Genomic DNA, 18,986 nt, shown 5'->3' with positions numbered 1-18,986 from the left:
AATAATCCATGACTTTTACAGAAGTAAATAAAGTTTATTGTAGTGGTATTATTTGTAATGAAAAAATGAATCAAACTGTTGTCATACTTTATATCTTATCTCTTGTTAATTGATATTTAAAAATGACAACAACTATGATTTTGTTCGGATTTTATATATTGTTTTTTTTAGATGGTTTATCTTAATTAACTTAAAATTAGTTATTTATAATGGTGTATTGTCTAAAAGGATCCTTTTTTCGATAAAAGGATTTTATCTCCCGACCAACTACTTGTTTTAAAAAAATTAAACTCGAAGGTTTTCTTTTTTTCCTTTTTTAGAAACAATTTTGACATAAAAAAAACTGTCTTTGCAGACAGTTTTCTCTTTTTGAAGTTTATTAAACCTGAAATTATTTGATAATTATTTTTTTACTGAGCGATCCTTTGGAAGTTCTTAGTTTTACAACATACACGCCTGAACTTATTTTTTTAATTGGAAGCTGTATGTCATATTGTCCTTGATTTTCAATTTTCCAAGTGGTGATTGATTGCCCAATAATATTGAATAAAGTCACTTCTTGAACAGTCGTGTCTATTGCTTTATTGTTGATTATTATTGTGTTTTTACTTTGTGAATGTGCTATTTTTATTTCATTGTCAATACTGGTTTCATCATTAAGACTTAATGTTTTGTCCTTGAATCGTAATGAAAAACGGGAATGGTGTTCGCCATTTGCAAGATTGATTTCAAAAGCTTCATTTCGGATATTATGGTATATTTTAGTTTCATCATCGTATAGAAAAATCGGCTGGTTTGCATCAAAATCTTCTAAAGAATCAATCATGAATTTTACTTTCCCATCAGCATCCGTTTTTACACCGATAGGGTAGGAAGCATCGAGGTCAAAAAAACCTTCACCTTGAATTACCAGTTGATTTTCCCCATTCAAAAAATACATGTCATTTGGAAAGTCATCTATATTTAAACCGTCATAACCGTGATCCATTTCGCTGGTCGCTTTTTCTTCCATAAATCCTAACAATACCTGTCTGTGGTAATCATTATGGGAGTTAAATCCCAATCTAATTTTTTTATAAGTATCATTTATTACTACATCATTATCATTGTTATTCCAGGTTTTTTCTTTCCCCGATGCAATTTTATACATCACATTGGAGTTCAAAGAGTCATTTTCTTTATGAAATCCTCTTAGGCTATTGTTAAAAATAACTGTTCCGCCGGATCCAATTTTTCCGTTTACAAAAAAGCCTTGGCCAACGGGAATATAACGGTTAGGGATACCTCTTGATGGAGTTCCTGCCTGACTAATAAAATCTACGCCCGAAGCCGATGGAGCTAATCCTCCAGTTAAATTTCGTACCGCATATCCTCCTTGGTAATCCCGTAAAATGTGAGTATTATTACTGGCATAATGTTCCCAAAAATATAAAGTGCCATCTGTGGAGGGATTTGAATTTATGTTGGCTGTTATGAAAGCATCAGCATCTAATGCTGAAGGATAAGGATTACCGGTTAGCAATAACTGATCATCTCCAACTGTATTTGTTGTAATAGATCCATTATTTGGTTTTCCAATGAAGGTATAATTTTGTGTTCCTAATACACCGCCACTTCCTTTTAAAGTGAATCCTTGTCCTACTCGTATTGGGTTATTTTCAGTTATTTGAACCCAATTTGCATAATCATTGGTGTAATTGTCAAATTTATACAGCCAATATCTTGCTAGACTAATAGGAAATGTAGGAGCTCCGTCATACCCGCCAATCCAATTTATTGCTGTTGGTGCTAGAGGATTAGTCCCATCTTTCAGGCTGCCGGAAACGGTATAATTAGTGTTATTTGTAGTTGCATTTATTGGGCTGACTGGTGAGCTCCAATAATTATAATTGTATAAATTTGATTGTCCTTTTTGATCTCTTTCAATATATCCTGAGCTTGTAACGTCTAAATCGCTTTCAGCAGTTTGAACTAACTGTGACATTCCTGCCAAATCTATTTTCCCGTCTAATTTCAAGTACCAATCATTTTGTATTTTGGTATCATTGTTCATTAGGATATTTTTCCCTGCATCTACCAGCATTCCTAGATCAATATTGTTTGCCGTTTCTGTAATATCATGTTTTACATGTACAATCGACCAGTCTTGTTCCATGATATCTCCACCTCTTATTTCTTTAGTAGGGCTGTTTACGGCTGTTGCAAAACTTCCATTTCGTTCCGTTAAAAATGGCATAGGAGCTTGTTGAACATGAATGTTTTTATGGTTGTATATTTTTGTTCCAATGATATCAATTGCTGGAGTTGTTAGGTCATCAATGATATCATCTTTGTAATTATCCATTCTATAATAACGAAGCAAATTAGTAAATGGCAAAGAAATAGGAGCGGAAGCTACGTTTTTTGGAACAATCATACCTCTAATTTGGGAACCTGTATCTTGAATTTCCTGATAGACCATCCTTTGCAATTGAGATTCGGTCAAAGCCAAATTAAATACTCTAACTTCATCTATTTTTCCTTTAAAATATTTTGTGTTACTGCTTGGATCCTTTCCTAAAGTAAAGAGTGACGCATCTGCTGGAATACTTCCTGTTTTAGCTTGGCTTGTCACCAAAGTACCGTTTAAATATAATTTAATATTTGATCCATCATAGATTACACCAACATTGTACCACTGTGACACATTTAAAGTGGTATTAAAAAGAAGGGATGTTCCATTAACAACTGCTTCTAATTTCTTACCGGCAGTAATTCGTATTTGGAAATTATTTTGTCCTACTATTACTCCTTCTGAAGAAAATGCAGGGTTTAAATTAATCCACGCCATGAGCGATGCATTGGCTAAACCACCAAGAATTGCGGTACTTTGTCCATAATCATTTCGTCCGTCAAAATCTAGAAATAGTTTTGTGCGTATGTCTCTTGGTGAACCAAAAGAAGCCGTATTAGTGTCAAAAATGTCCAGAATCCCGTCTTTATCAATGTCCGTTGTGCCATCAATAATTCCATTGTTATTAGTGTCTAAAGTTTTGTAATCATAGATCAATATTGTGTTAGCAATATCGAATGTACTTCCATTGGACATGAGATCTAAGTAATCAGGAATTCCGTCTGCATCTGAGTCTTTTAGATAGGTAGTAGCTGGATTTGCAGTTGCAATTCCTTGTCCCAAATTTCCGTATTGGTTCGTAAGGCCTGCGCCATAGTCATAAATGTCTAGTATTCCATCGCCAAAACCCTCAGCAATCCCATCCCCATTAATGTCTTTATTTCTAAATGTTTCTGATTCCGGTCCATCACCAACACCATCACCATTGATATCACCATCACCATTTTGATATCCGGAAACGGCATTTGTATTTCCGGCTCCAGATTCGTCTACGTCAAAAAGGCTGTCATTGTCGCTATCTAAATCAATATAATTAGGAATTCCATCACCATCAGAATCTAATGTTGGTAATGCTGCTGCTGATTCACTACTATCATGAAGTCCATTTCCGTTTGTGTCGACCCAACTCACATCAATTTTTCCTTTAGCATTACTCAAGTTTCCTAAACCAGCTTCAATAACATCTTCTATACCATCATTATCGGCATCCAAATCAAACATATCTGCAACGCCATCATAATCTAAATCGCATAAAGTTTGTGAAATTAGGATGTCATCCAGTGCAAGATCATTACCGCCACCACCAGGAGCATTATTTTTAAAACGAATGGTAAAGGCATTTACATTTCCTAAGTTAACACTAGTGGTGAATTGTTTCCAAACTCCTTGCGCACAAGTGTTATCTGTCGTGCTTCCTGAGCATCTGCCGATATCTCCTGTGTTGAAAGTCGTAAGAAGATTGTTTGATAAATCATAAAATTCTACCGTAACATTGGGTAAAATTGAGCCTGGGAAAGTAGAGGATGCCATAATATTTAACACCCAAAAACTATAGGTTATCGGTAAATTTGACAAGACTCCAGTAATAGTTGTTTCATAAAATGTGCCAGGAGTAAAACTGGCATTAAAAACAGCCATCCTTCCATTGGTATCTCCTGTGGTATGGTCTTCGCCATTATACCATGCTAAATCACCATGAATGTTTTCTGGGTCGCTGGCTACTGTTCCTGTTATTTTAGAGACTACCGTGTATTCACCATCGTCCAGTATCCAAGTTGATTGACTAGGACATGCTGTAGTATTAGTGCCTGCAATTCCGTCTTCATAACAATAGGTTGTTGTTGCATTATAAGCAGCCGTAAAACTCGAAGTTTTTCCTCCTGTGCCAAAGGTTTCGTTCAAGAATTTATAATCTACTTTACGACCATTTGAGCTGTTGCAATTTACCTCTTCGGTGGCATCTAGGATACCGTCGTTATCATCATCAATGTCAAAGTTGTCATAAACTCCATCCCCGTCGCTATCATAAAAGGTTTGGATTCCTGTTCCCTGAATAGAAAAATCATAAGGGTTCTCATTGCTATCATCGTTCACGATCGAAAGTGAGGCCGTTTTTAAACCTAAAGTAGTAGGATTAAAGCTGATAGAAAATGTAGCACTACCTCCTGTAGCAATTGATGCACTCGGACTAGTTGTAACTGAGAAATCACTTGTATTAGTTCCAGAAATAGTTATAGCGCCTATGGATAAGGGTGATGTTCCAGTATTTTGAATGGTATATGTTTTTGTAATGATTCCAGTACTGGTTTCCATTGACCCAAAGTCGGTCCAATCTGTGGTACTAGGTGTTGCATCACCATCAATAATAGAAATCGCATTTCCCAGCATATTTATTTCGGGTACATTTACGGTTGCTATTATTGGAATTCTTGGAGAAGAAGTGCAAGAATTATTGGTTGTTTCAACATAATAGGTTGTAGTTGTTGCAATAACGGGTGTGGTAAAACTAGCTCCTGTTCCTAAAGCGCTTCCGCCTGTAGCAGCGGCATACCAAGAAATTGTTCCTGCAGAAGTTGTAGCTCCCAAATCGACCGTTCCAGAGCCAATTCTAGAAGCTGGTGTCGTACCTGTAATTGTAGGGATGGCATTTACGGTTACGTTTGCAGTATTATTTGTACCAATGGCTGAACTGCAATTATTTGGAGAAGCTCCACCAGTGGTTAGATTTGTGATAGTTATGGTAGTTATACCTGAATTTGGTAAAGTACTTGTTATAAAAGTTCCTGAACCAGCCGTTATAACGGTCATAGTTCCTGCACTCGCTGTTGCAGTATTTCCGCCCGTAAAGTTGTAGGTGACGGTATAAGTTCCTGTTGGCAATCCTGCAGCTGTAGAAGTAACGGATACACTTGCAGTCGCTGTTGCGCATATCGATGATGTTACAGCTGTTGTGCTTAAGCTATAGTTAGGGCAGGACCATGTAAGTATAACTTTACCATTTGCTCCATTTGCTCCATCGTCATTGTTTTTACCACCCCCCCCACCACCGCCGGGAGATGAACCGGTAGTTGTTGCTGAGCCAGTTGAACCATTACCTCCATTACCACCACCGCTTGGTGCGATTGCTCCGGTTTGACTGGTAGCTGTTGTTCCGTTTAAAGCTGTTCCTGCAGAAGATCCACCACCACCACCGTTAGTTATGCTATTTGCACCATTACCGCCAGATAGAACAAAATCTCCGATACAACTTGATAATGAACCACCAGCAGCTCCTAAGGTTGAATTATCTAATACACTATTACCACCTTTGGCTAGAATTGACGTATTGTTATCAAACCATGAATTACTAGCAGCGGTAGTCGTTTGAGTATTACTTCCAATACCAACTGTAACTGTATAAGTTGTTCCAGGTGTAACAGTTACTAATTTTTTGGCATAAGCACCACCGCCACCGCCACCATACGCGCTATTTCCACTTGTTTTTTTACCACCTTTTCCTCCGCCTCCCCAAGCTTCTACTTGTATAGATGTTACTCCAGCAGGAACTGTAAAAGTTCCAGAAGTATTGAAGGTTTGACTTGTTTGTGAAATTGCAAAAATGGTTATAAAAAGAAAGCTAATTGTAAAAACTTTTTTTTTGCTTATTAAAGTAATTTTCTTCATGATCTAATTACTGTATTTAATTAAGATTTAGTTTTTTTAGTACAATAAATTTAAATTTATTACTCTAATTAACCAGCTAAAAAGCTAATAAAAACGATTAAGTGCACTTTTATTTATTTATTGCAAGTTAATTAATATAAAAAATAATTTTTCCCTAGTAGTTTTATGAGAATATTATTGTTTGAAAACAGGAACTGGTTTCTAATTTTTTTTGAATATTATTTACTTTTTAAAAAAATAAAATCTTGAAAAAAAGCCTTTCTTAATTCACTATTTATGATTTGAATGAGGATTTTTATAACTGATTTTATTGTAAAAAAAAAAGACTTCCCGGTTATGGGAAGTCTTTTCTTAACTTGGATTGTTTTAAATTATTTGATAATAATTTTTTTATTGATATTTCCTTTTGAAGTTTTCAATTTTAAGATATAAACTCCTGATGTTTTGTTTTGAATCGGGATTTTAATACTAGTTTGTTCCTTTTCAGAAACATCCCATGTAGCTATTAATTTTCCTTGAATGTTGAATAGTGAAACTGCAAGAACAGTATTGTCGTTTGCTTCATTTGTAATATTCAATACATTATTAGAACGTGTAAAAACTACTTGAATACTATTTTCATAAATTACATCTTTTACACTAAGCGTTTTATCCGTAAAGCGAAGGGAGAAACGATCCTTGAAGTATCCTTCAGGAAGTTCTAATTCATAAAGCTTGTTGGTTATGCTATTGTAGGTATCCGTTTCTTTATCGTAAATGAAAATATTTTGGCTCTGATTGAAGTTTTCTAAGGCATCAATTCCAAATGATACTTTTCCACTAGCTTCTGTTCGTACAGCAATAGGGAAGGAAGCATTTTCATCAAAATAGCCTTCTCCTTGTATTGCTAATTCATTTTCGCCATTCAATAAATACATATCACTTGGTGAATCATCAATATTGAAGGCATCGTAACCATCATCCATGTTGCTAGTTGCTTTTTCGTCCATAAAGGCTAATAGCACTTGTCTGTGGAACTGTTTGTCTGTAACATTAAATCCTAGTCGTATTTTTTTATGAGTGTCTTTCTCAATTACAGTATCGGTGTTGTCTGTCCAATGATTAGCAGTTTTTGGAGTAAGAGGAATTCTGTAGGTTGTCTGAGAAAAACCCGTATTGTCCTCTTTAATAAACTCTCTTTGACTATTATTAAAAATTACGGTTGCTCCTACAGACCCAATTTTTCCAATTACAAAGAAACCTTGACCTACAGGAATGAATTGGTTAGGAATTGACTTGCTAGTTGTGCCGGATCCACTTATGAAATCTACACCAGTAGCACTTGGAGCTACTCCGCCAGAAAGATTTCTGATTCCATAGCCTCCTTGATAGGCTGCTAAATTATGGGAATTATTAGTTGCATAGTGCTCCCAGAAATACAGTGCACCATCAATTGCGGGATTACTAGTTGATGTTTCTATTGAACCAATGTTATCCGTTATAAATTTATTTGCATCCAATGCTGATGGATATGGGTTTCCTATTAACAGCAATTGATCTGCTCCTATAGTATTTGTTATGGTGCCGTTATTTGGTTTTCCTAAAAAGGTGAGGTTTTGTGTTCCTGAGGTTCCTGGACCTTTTAAAGTAAATCCTTTACTGGCTTCTAATGGTCCTGTTTCACCTATTTGAGTCCAATTGGCATAATTATTCCCTAAATTATCAAATTTATAAATCCAGTACCGTGCTAAGCTTATTGGAGTTGTTGGCGATCCGTCATATCCGGGAACCCAATTTATGGTTCCTGGTGCTGCAGCATTTTTCCCATCTCTTAAAACTCCGGCTACAGTAAAGCTATTGTTGTTTGTAGTATTGTTTATAGTCCCTACAGGTGAACTCCAATAATTGTAATTGTATTTGTTAGCCTGTCCTTGCTGGTCTCTTTCTAAGGAACCGGAACTGGTTGCATCTAAGTCACTGCCTAATTTTTGTACCAATTGTGATCTTCCTACTAAATCAATTTTTCCATCAAGTTTCAAGTAATGGGAAACTTCAATTTTAGTTCCGTCAGTTTGAAGTCCTCCGCTGGTTGTAGCAATTAAATTGGCGTTTGGTTCAACAAATAACCCTAAGACTGTTTTATTTCCTACCGAAGTAATAGCGTTATTACTCTTTATTTTTACAATATTCCAGTCTATAGTTTCAGTATCATCTACTATTGATAAACTATATGGAATATCTTGAACGGTATTGTTTTTCCATGTACCAGGAGTTTCCCAGTTTCCATTTGCTAAAGACTCATAAGGTAATGGTGCAGTTTGTAAATCTACAGTTGTTAAATTTCGTAAAGCAGCCGTATTATTGTTGTTTGATATGTCTTTTGCATTAGTAAAAGTATAGGTAGACATAGGATAATAAGCGCTTAAATTTGACCAAGGAATACTACTAATTTCATTCGATGTAATACTAATAGGGATAATTTTTCCATTAGTTGCTATGCCGTTACTTAGAATTTCTTGATTCATAACATAACGTAGTTCTTTTATAGAGAGCGCAACATTCCAAACGCGAACCTCATCGATAGTACCATTAAAGAAAGACGTAGGTGTTACACCATCTGCAGCTGCTATCAAGAAAGATTGTGATGGATTAGCAGGTACATTACTTAATGTTTTACTTGCATCTTCAAAACCATCTATATATAATTTTGCAATTGAGGAGGAATTATCATATACCACACATACATTATGCCATTTCTCTGTAGGCATTATTATTGAAGATGTTATAGTTTGTTTAGTTCCATTAAACCAACTCATCTCAACTTTTCCAGCTGCATTTATACTTAAATCATACCCTGCAGTATAAGGGTTGTTTCTTTTGGAAAGTATTGTTTGGTTTATAGTACTGCTTTTTATCCAAGCAGAAACTGTAAAGGAGGTGTTTAAATCTAATACTTTACCTGCATCTAGATAATCATTTACGCCATCAAAATCAATTGCTCTTTCAAAAGTTCGCTCAGGAGCATAACCAAAAGTAATGTATTTAGTTCCGTCAAAATCATAATCAGTTTCTAATTTTGACCCGTTAATGCGCATAACTTTATATTCGGATGTTGGATTAAATTGGGGAGTACTCGAAATAAACATTAAGAAATCTCCAGGAGGAGTTATAGTGGAAGTAAGTAGAGTAGAAGGAATAGAAATCTTGCAAGAAGGAATATTTCCTCCAGTTTCTTTCACTCTCCAAGTTCTTCCTATTGAAATAAAATCAACTGCAGTAGTTAGTGCAGGTGTTATCCCCGAACTCATGTTAACTAGTACTGCAGGTTGCGCAAGCAGTGTACCATTATTACTTCCCCAAATTAAAAACTCTTTATCGTTGATGAAATTATTTGGGTTATCTGAGTTTTTATCATAAATGCCTCCAAGCCCTATTGTAATATCATCAACTGAATTTTCAGTTTTAGATTGTCTTTGTTTTAATGCAGATTTATCATCACGTCCTATCCCAGCAATATTGTAATTAAATCCTGCACTTACATCGTAAATGGATGTCGCTGTATTTGTAGAAGCAGAGTTATAATAATCTAAACTGGTGCCATTATTTCCCAAGGTAATGCCATATTTAATAGCTAAATAAGTCTCAATTCTCCTTCTGTCAGTTGCACTATTACTGATGTTATAATTGATGATTTCGAGAATGTCTCCTTCGTAGCTAGGGCCAAAGGTTTCACTTGCTCCTAACCAGTATCTTGAGTTTACTATATTTTTATAAGTGCTTGTATTTGCTTCTGTTGTAGTTAATAATATGCCATTATTGTATATTCCCATACGGGTTCCATTACCACTAGGATTGAAAATATTGACTCCAGTATATGATTTTGTATTACTAAGTTCGCCAACGCCGTAATTGGTACTAGCGGCTTGATTATACGATACAACTTCATTTGTATACCTAGCAGTTCTTCCTCCCATTTCAAAACCAGTAATATCTTGATTAGGTTTGTTTGATGCAACATCGTCACCGCAATAAACATCATTTGCATTTGACTGAAAATTAATAGTTGCTGTTGGTTTAACCACGACATACATATCAGGATTATTAAAGCCTTGACTTCCAGTCATGGCAGTGGATCCATTAAAATAAATTACGGGATTAAAATTGACATTCTTGGCAATATTATGGTTAAATTTAGGTTCTTTTCCAAGTTTTGCTACTGCACTTTTAGTATTTGCGGTAGTACTCTCTGACCAACTTGACATTGAAGCTCCATCTGCTTTGTTTCCTATATTACTATCTGCTTTTAACCAAAATTTTAAATTGGAGGTTGTGCCACCAGGCGCAATTGTTAGGGGCGTAGCAGCTTTTACTTCGGCTTGAACTACAAAAGTATAATTGCCTTCATTTGGATCATTACTTTTGACTGTTATTCTAGCTGTGTTTATTCCTAAAGTTGCTGTAGGTGTAAAACTTACTACAAAGTCAGTTAAATATATTAATTGTCCGCTTGCATTATATGGCAAAGTGGTTTGTGTTACTGAGGTAGAAGAAAACCCAGTTCCTGTTAAAGGGGTAACAGTTACTGTACTATTGATTATTAAGTCAGTGGTTCCAAATGAATAGATGTAAAACGGAATTTTAATAGGAATAGATGAATCAGTTATTCCAAAATCAGTTTGATCTAATGCACCTGGCGTTGTATCACCAGATACAATAGAAACATCATTACCTTGTATATCTATCTCTATACCCGTGACTGTTGCATTTGCTGTGATTACAAAATCATAAATACTTTCATCATTATCACTATTAGCTATACTTACAACAGCTAAAAAGTTACCACTTATAGGAGTATTAAAAGTAATTTGAAAAGTTAAACTGGCACTAGACACTATTGAATTGCTAATTGGTTGACTAGTAACCGTAAATACATTATCACCTGTAATTGTAACTATTGGTGAGGTAGTAAGAAGTAGAGGGCCAGTACCTAGATTTTGAATGGTAAAGGTTTTAGTTGTGTTTGTGTTAATAAGTGGAGCGCCAAAATCAGTATCGTCGGTTGTTGATCCGGATGTTGCACCGTCTTTAATATTAGTGCTGTTTCCTTGTACATTAATTTCGGGTGTTACCCCAGTATCTCCAGTTCCGGCTATATTAAAGTTAAATGGATTTTCGTCAGCATCATCAGTAGTAAATGATAAAGTTGCGTTTCGTGTACCAATAGCTGTGGGAGTAAAGGTAATAGTAAAGGTTGCACTTGATTGAGGAGCAATTGATATTGGTGGATTTGTCGCTACAAATTCTGAGGCATTTGTTCCTCCAATGGTTATGCTGCCTAAATTTAATGTAGCAGCACCTAAATTATTGACTGTATACGTTCTGGTTAAACCTATTAGAAGATTGGAACTTCCTAAATTAGAAAAATCAGTAGTGTTTGGAGTAGTATCACCATCTGTAATAGTGAAACCATTTCCTGAAACGGCAATTTCTGGATTGTTTATAGTAGCTACTACAGCTACTCTGGGACTTGATGTACAGGATCCATTAATTGATTGTATATAATAGGTAGTTGTGGCTGTAATAGATGGTGTAGTGTAACTATTACCTGTTGTTAACGCTGTTCCTCCAGTCGCTGTTGCAAACCAAGAAATTGTCCCTGCTGAGGCTACCGCACTCAAAGCAACTGTCCCTGTACCAGTTCTTGAATTAGGGGTAGTTGAAGTTATAGTAGGGGTAGCCGCTACGGTCACACTTGAACTGTTAAGTAGTAAAATGTCATTACTACATGTTCCAGCGGCTAGATTTGTTATCATTATTGTAGTTAATCCTGAGTTTGGCAAGATACTGGTAGTAAAACTTCCTGTACCGGCAGTTGTAACATTCATAGTTGCAGTATTTCCAGAAGCAGTATTAGCTCCTGAAATGCTATAGGTTACAGTATAGTTACCCACTGGCAGTCCTGTTGCACTCGAGGTAACAGATACATTTGCTGTATAAGTTGAACATAAAGGAGATGCTACAGAGGTGCTATTCAAGCTAAAAGTAGGACATGTCCATGAAATGATTACTTGTCCATTTCCACCACCACCACCAGATCTATCAGTTTTTGTTATAGCATTTGCTCCTGCACCACCACCACCAGGAGGGCTACCAAAAGCACCATCTCCACTTTCTACAGAACCATCAGCTCCTTTTACTCCTCCAGTTACTGCTGCTCCTCCAGTTTGGTCAATACCAGAATTTCCATTAGAGCCTGTTCCTGCGCTTGATCCTCCAGCACCACCACCAAGTAGACCATCTCCGCCTTTTCCTCCATAATAGCTAAGAGAAGCCGTAAATCCTATATTACCCAAGCTAACTACGGTAGCACCTGTGGTGTAAGTATTATTCATACTTGTTGCACCTGCAGCATTGCCACCAACGGCTAATAAGTAAGTTGTTGCCCCACTACTCAATGATGAAAACCCTCCAGCTGTACCATTACCTCTGCTTCCTATACCACCTGTACCCACAGTTACTGTGTAGTTAGCACCAGGAGTTACAGCATATGAATTTCTTCTAGCATAGCCACCACCTGCTCCACCACCACCAGAAGAATTTGTTCCTGTAGCACCACCACCTGCACCACCTGCACCCCATGCTTCAATATTTATGCTATTTATTCCAGCCGGAACTGTAAAGGAATAGATTCCTGGTGTGCTGAATGTTTGTGAGGATTGGGAGAATCCAAAAAGACTAATTAATAAAAAAAATAAAGTAAAAAAGATATTTTTTGAAAAAGGTAAAGTTATCTTCATATTATGAAAAAAGTATTAGTTCTAAATTTTTTTAAACAGTTGTATTTGCATTTACGTATGTTTTTGTTCGTTGGTTTTAATTGCCAGCTAATTAATACTTTATGTACGTGATTTGACTCGCCAAATATAAAATAATTTTAATTACGCTACTATCTTTTTTATCGATAAAAACCTATTAAAACCGATTAAACTCACGAAATTGATTTTTTTTCTTTTTTTATTAAGAAAGATAGGTTTTTCGCTTGTTATTTTAACTGTTTTATTTAATCCGTTGGTGTAATTAAATAATTTGATTTTTGATATTATTTATTGGTCTATTGAAGATAAATATATTGATGTATTGAACTAATGTTAATGCTGTTATTTTTGCTAAAATTCTTGTTTTAAAACCTTCAAAAGTTTTAGCATAATTGTTTCTAATTCTGAATTGGTCATATAATTGCGAAAATAATGTTTCGATTCTTTTTTTGATTTTCTAAAAATATAAGGTTGTGGTTTGTAGTCTTTTTTATTTTTTCTTTTTGGGGTTTCTAATTGGATATTTACCGTTTGAAATAAATCTAATTGAATGCTCTGAGACAAGTAACCTATGTATCCAAGTAGCATACAATCAGATATTTGTTGTTTTATATTTTTCAAAAAATGGACATCATGAACCTCTACTTTTGTAATATCTAAAGAATGAAAAATTCCCTTTACTGAACAAACTCCATGGAGTTTATACCTGTAAAACCAATTGTTTTGAGAAGTACAAAACCCTTTTGAAGGTGCAGTTTCAAACTCATTTTTACATATTTTAATTCTCTTATGAAGAGCAAATTTGCAAATCTCTAACGGCATACTATCGACAATATAATAATCTTCAAATTCTAAAAACCTTGAGGCTAATTTTGTTCTTACTTCTTCTGAAAATAAAAATAATTTTCGTCTTCTTTTATTGAACTGACTTCGCTCAATTAAATTAGGAATTTGTTGCTTATCAATCTCTTTAAATAGAGAATTCTCACTATCAATAGACATAAATTCAGCTGTCAAACTCAATGCAACTACTTCTAAATCAGACATTTTTTGTTTTCTACCAACATCCGATTTATATTCTAATTCACAATTCAAAGAACTTATAACTTCTAAAACTCTAAAATAATTTTTTACTATATTTGACATAGATATTGGTTGTTTGGCGACTTCAAGATACTGAATTTCAGTATCTTGACCAATATCTAATCAATTTATTTTGCTTTAAATAATTACACCCAACGGGTTACATTTAATAAAATTTATAAATTATAGCATTATGAAAATTTTTAAAACAGTAGTAGTTGTATTTTTCATGTTTGTTAGTTTTGGGAACGCACAAAATAAGCTGTCAGGAAAGGTTATGGATAACAAGAGTAAGCCAGTAGCCAATGCCAGGATATATTTAGATTCCATTTATTCAAACGTTATTACAAATAGTAAAGGTGATTTTGAAGTTTTACTTCCTGAAAAGGTTGCTGTTATTAATGTGTACTCGCATAAATATGGTTTGCTGTCTTCTAAATTCAATAATGAAAATGTAATGAATTTCATGTTTTTAGAATCTCAAAAATCGATAAAAGATCGAGCAAAAAATGAGGATAATATTAGTATCGGATATTCTGAAGGGGATAAGCAATATAAAGTAAGTACAACACAAAATTTAGATGCTGAAAATGATAAAAACTCCAGTATTTATATTACTATATATGACCTCATACGAGGGCGTTTAGCGGGAGTTATTGTATCAAGAGACAATAAAATATCTGTTAGGGGAGTGAGTTCACTTCGGAACATTGTAGATCCATTATTTGTAGTCGATGGTATTATCGTTTCAAGTATTGATTATATTTCCCCTAATAATGTGAAAAGTGTAAGTGTATTAAAGGATGCTGCTGCGTCTATTTATGGATCACAGGCTTCTGCAGGAGTTATTATCATTAAAACGAAACAGTTTTGATAAGTATAAATGATTCTCTAATGGGACCTGGAATTACAGCTCTTACATTCTTTTATTTGTCAAGAAAAAATCATAAACATTTGTTTTTTAGGAATTTTATTTAGTGTCAATGCCGGGATTTAAAATCGGGACTTCAGGGTTTGTTTGTGATTTATTGAATTCAGGTTCCGTATTCTTGACGCATATTCTGAAAACTTCTTTTAAAAAAAGTTTTACTCTGAAGAGTTTATAAATGAATCACGAATTGAAATTTTCAGGTTTGTAGAATTTAATGCAGTGTTGTTAAAATCAAGGCATGATTTTATTTATTATTTCTAAAGGAATAATGATGATGTGTTAAATTTTTGGTCAGATAAAAACATAATAGTTTTATTGAGAGTTAAATTAAATTATACGCCCATTTACAGAAAACCGTAAATGGGCGTTTTATTTTTATTTTGTTTAGATTTTTAAATTTATATTGAAATGCATTTTTTTTGAGATATTGTCAATAAATCATTTAATTGGTAGATTTTTTTTTCATTTTAAAAAAAAAAATGAAAATACTTAAATTTTAAAAAAGAGAAATATGTACTTAAGGTTGCTAATGTATATCATGATATTAAAAACAATTTCTTCGATTTGACATTGCCTGCGGGAACTTATAATACACAATATGAAATTACTTTTAGTAACGGTAGCTTAGGCATTGATGATTTGATAAGGCAAAGCTTTTTAGTGCAACAAAACAACATTACAAAGGATTTAACAATTAGAAATTGATTGCTTAAAGAACTCGTATCTTATAGTTTATATAATGTTGCCGGTAAATTAATTTTTACAAAAAGCAGGTTGGAAACTGATTCCTCGTATTCGTTTTCGACATCAGATTTAAGTAACGGAATTTATATTGTTAAGTTAAATTCAGTTGACAAAACAGAAATGGCAACAAAAAAATTATCGTCAAAAACTAATAATTTAAAAACTATAAAATTCAGGGTTTATGTAGGTGCTGAAGTTTTTATGGGAACGAATTCGAAAATTTAACGACACTAATAGGTCAATTTAAAGCTCTGAATAAGACTGCAGCTCAGGGAATATTCAATTTTTAATAATACAACCTGAAATCGAGTAATTTGCAAAGCGCATAGTATTTTTCAAATAAATCTTCCACAATTTTGACAACATCATCTTGCTCTTCAAATAAACCAAAGAAAGCTTTGTCGAGGGCAATGCTAGTTAATTTTTGGAATACTACCCCATAACCAGAAACCGCGCGTGCTCCTGTAATATCTAAAAAGTATTGTGCTTCTTCCGCACTTAAGTCTAATGCTTTTGCATTGGCAAAATGTAAAATTTTTCCTTTCATTTTTCCTTCAAAAAGCTCTGCTATTTCCTCTAAACTGTAGTAATAACCGTTAAGGCAAATGTTATTTTCTTCGCCTTGCATTACTAAATAGATTATTTCATAATTGGTAAAATTATGGTCCTCATAGAGCAACGTATTTAAACTTTCTTCTAATCCTTCAATAGTATCGCAGGTTTTATAAATACTTGTAATACCTTGTTAAAAGGCCAGTTGTTCTAAGTTTTTGAACACTTCACTAATAGTGTCAGTTTCTATATCGGGAACAGCTTCGAGGCAGAAAATAAAGGTGTCTGAATCCATGAAATTTAATTTAGATAAATGATATAATACAAACAAATGTTTTATTAAGATAATAATTGTAAGAAGTGAAACCCTTAGCATTAGAAAAATAAGCATAAGCTTTTTTAGTACTTTTCATAGAGAATGAAATCCTCTCAGATTAGGGCTTCGTAATTTCATTTTGTAAAAATACTTCAGAAAGAAATTTGTTGCTAGTATTTAACAATAAATAGTTGTTAACCTTTCGGTAAAAAAGACTCAGGGCTGGCTCAGTTGAGTTTATAATTGTGAATACGGATTACAAAGTCGTCTATACTTTACATTTTGATAAAAAAGAAGACTTTGTGTTGAAAGTTTCAATTTTTTGAACGTAAATGCCACTTCTAGTGTTCAGGTCTGAAGAATTAGTCAAATTTTAAGCATAAAAAAACCCTAACGTATTGATGTTAGGGTTTTTGCTTTGGTAGCGAGACCGAGATTTGAACTCGGGACCTCAGGGTTATGAATCCTGCGCTCTAACCGACTGAGCTATCTCGCCATGTTTTCGGGTGAATAACCATCCCTGAATGCGGGTGCAAATATAAAAATAAAATTAATGTCTGCAAGCATATTTTTAATAAAAAAAAATATTTTTAAAAACACTTTTTTTTCGGAGTTATATTCTATATATTTCGAAAAAAATAAATGTAGCTCATGGATCAAAAAGTACGTTACGAAATCGAGTTTCCCATAAATTCTTCGCCTCAATTATTGTATCAATATATATCGACTCCTTCAGGTTTGTCTGAATGGTTTGCCGATAATGTGAATTCTCGTGGTGAATTTTTTACTTTCATTTGGAATGATTCCCAAGAAAAAGCTAGACTTGCCTCAAAGAAAACAGGTGAAAAAGTAAAATTTAAGTGGGTCGATGAGAATAGTAAAGACACAGAATACTTTTTTGAATTGCATATTTTAGTGGATGAACTTACCAAAGATGTTTCCTTGATGGTAGTCGATTTTGCAGAGAAAGATGAGGTTGACGAGGCTACACTGTTGTGGGAAAATCAAATTTCAGATCTTAAACATCTAATTGGTTCTGTATAGTAAAATAGTATTTTATAACTTATATTTGCCCTGAATAAAATTTAGGGCTTTTTTTATGATTAATTTTAATGGAACTATTGTATCTGAGGATGCTAATATATTGACACAAAATCGCGCTTTTCTTTATGGCGATGCCGTTTTTGAAACGGTTAAAATAATAAACAATAAAATCCTTTTTCTCGAGGATCATTATTTTAGGTTAATGTCTTCAATGCGTGTCGTTCGAATGGAAATTCCAATGAATTTTACGATGGAATATCTGGAAGAACAAATACTTTCTTTGGTCGCAAAAAATCAAGTAGTTGATTCATCTCGTGCTCGAATTACCGTTTATAGAAATGATGGTGGGTATTATTTGCCGCAAACTAATACGGTATCTTTTCTCATCCATTCAATAGCGCTTGAAAATACATTGTATTCAATTGAAAAAAAGCAATATGAAGTTGATTTATACAAAGATTTTTACATTACAAAACAATTGTTGTCTTCTATTAAAACGACTAATAAAATAATAAACATAACAGGAAGCATTTTTGCAAATGAAAACGGTTTGGATAATTGTTTGTTGTTGAATGATAGTAAAAATATTGTAGAAGCATTACAAGGCAATGTCTTTATGCTATTAGGCAACAAATTAATTACACCTCCAGTTTCTGAGGGATGCTTAAATGGCGTTATGAGAAAACAAATTCTAAGTTTGGCTAAAAAAATAGAAAATTTAGAAGTTGTAGAGGAAGTAATCTCACCATTTGACCTTCAAAAAGCAGATGAATTATTTATTACAAATGTTATAAAAGGAATTCAACCGATAACCCATTACCGAAAAAAAGTATTCACGACTAGTCTGTCAGTCCAATTGACCGAAAAGCTTAATGAGATGATCAGTATTACTTAATTTAAGTATGGATTTTCTGGAGCATTAGACCAGATGAGATATTCTCCACCTAATTCCATAATTTGCTCTTTCCAGAAATGTGTTGCTGATTTTCCAATTATTTTATTTTCATAGCTATTAGCGGTAATAATCCAGGAATTGCTTTCCATTTCATTTTCTAATTGGTTCTCGTTCCAACCCGTGTAACCTAAAAAAAATCGGATGTTATCGTTGTTAATTGCGCCTTTATTGATCAGTTCTTTTGTCGATTCAAAATCACCTCCCCAGTAAATTCCATTAGAGATTTCGATGCTATTAGGAATCAAATCCGGAATGTTATGTATAAAATAGAGGTTGTCTTGTTCTACTGGACCACCATTATAAATCTTAAATCGCGCATCTATATCCGGGATTAAATCATGGATGGTATATTTCAAGGGTTTGTTAATTATAAAACCCACCGATCCTTCTTCGTTGTAATCAGCTAGTAAAATTACCGATCTGTTGAATGATAGATCCCCAATTATCGTAGGCTCTGCTATAAGCAAATATCCTTTCTTTAGTTTATCTGTAATCATCGGAATATATTTTTA

7 protein-coding genes, 1 tRNA gene and 2 pseudogenes are annotated in these 18,986 nt (G+C 34.0%); 4 read left to right on the top strand and 6 right to left on the bottom strand.

Translation table 11 applies throughout. The annotated features are described in order from the left end of the window. Nucleotides 1-391 precede the first annotated feature (391 nt). From ACNQGD_RS08875 to ACNQGD_RS08865, 3 genes and pseudogenes are all read right to left on the bottom strand, one after another. Nucleotides 392-6,055, bottom strand: a complete 5,664-nt coding sequence (locus ACNQGD_RS08875) for a choice-of-anchor D domain-containing protein (protein WP_417999045.1) — start codon at nt 6,053-6,055, stop codon at nt 392-394. A 371-nt stretch (nt 6,056-6,426) separates the two neighbouring features. Beyond that, nucleotides 6,427-12,831 (bottom strand): DUF8202 domain-containing protein, encoded by a 6,405-nt coding sequence (locus ACNQGD_RS08870; protein WP_417999044.1) that lies wholly within the window; start codon nt 12,829-12,831, stop codon nt 6,427-6,429. A 280-nt stretch (nt 12,832-13,111) separates the two neighbouring features. Next, a pseudogene (locus ACNQGD_RS08865) lies at nt 13,112-13,995 on the bottom strand (IS982 family transposase). 214 nt (nt 13,996-14,209) lie between these two features. Between ACNQGD_RS08865 and ACNQGD_RS08860 the strand changes: the two are divergent. Then, nucleotides 14,210-14,806 (top strand): TonB-dependent receptor plug domain-containing protein, encoded by a 597-nt coding sequence (locus ACNQGD_RS08860; RefSeq protein ID WP_417999043.1) that lies wholly within the window; start codon nt 14,210-14,212, stop codon nt 14,804-14,806. 762 nt (nt 14,807-15,568) lie between these two features. Beyond that, nucleotides 15,569-15,832, top strand: a complete 264-nt coding sequence (locus ACNQGD_RS08855; protein ID WP_417999042.1) for a T9SS type A sorting domain-containing protein — start codon at nt 15,569-15,571, stop codon at nt 15,830-15,832. Between the two features lie 61 nt (nt 15,833-15,893). Here the strand turns inward: ACNQGD_RS08855 and ACNQGD_RS08850 are convergent. Together ACNQGD_RS08850 and ACNQGD_RS08845 are read right to left on the bottom strand one after the other, a co-directional pair. Further along, nucleotides 15,894-16,454 (bottom strand): annotated as a pseudogene (locus ACNQGD_RS08850) (DUF6642 family protein). Between the two features lie 440 nt (nt 16,455-16,894). Beyond that, nucleotides 16,895-16,971, bottom strand: a tRNA-Met gene (locus ACNQGD_RS08845). A 155-nt stretch (nt 16,972-17,126) separates the two neighbouring features. On the opposite strand from ACNQGD_RS08845, the gene ACNQGD_RS08840 reads away from it, so the two are divergent. Both ACNQGD_RS08840 and ACNQGD_RS08835 read left to right on the top strand, forming a co-directional pair. Continuing rightward, nucleotides 17,127-17,519 carry an START-like domain-containing protein gene (locus ACNQGD_RS08840; protein ID WP_099716121.1) on the top strand — a complete coding sequence of 131 codons (393 nt, stop codon included), beginning with the start codon at nt 17,127-17,129 and terminating at the stop codon, nt 17,517-17,519. Between the two features lie 55 nt (nt 17,520-17,574). Continuing rightward, on the top strand, nt 17,575-18,414 hold the full coding sequence (locus tag ACNQGD_RS08835; RefSeq protein WP_417999041.1) for an aminotransferase class IV: 840 nt from the start codon (nt 17,575-17,577) through the stop codon (nt 18,412-18,414). Here ACNQGD_RS08835 and ACNQGD_RS08830 read toward each other — a convergent pair. Further along, complete coding sequence (locus ACNQGD_RS08830) at nt 18,411-18,971, bottom strand: YqgE/AlgH family protein (protein ID WP_417994466.1); 561 nt, start codon at nt 18,969-18,971, stop codon at nt 18,411-18,413. The genes ACNQGD_RS08835 and ACNQGD_RS08830 overlap by 4 nt on opposite strands. Nucleotides 18,972-18,986: the final 15 nt, after the last annotated feature.

Origin of the sequence: Flavobacterium glucosi (assembly GCF_048286535.1) — a bacterium.
In the GTDB taxonomy this organism is placed as follows: Bacteria; Bacteroidota; Bacteroidia; order Flavobacteriales; family Flavobacteriaceae; genus Flavobacterium.
This window is presented reverse-complemented; position numbering and strand designations above follow the sequence as displayed.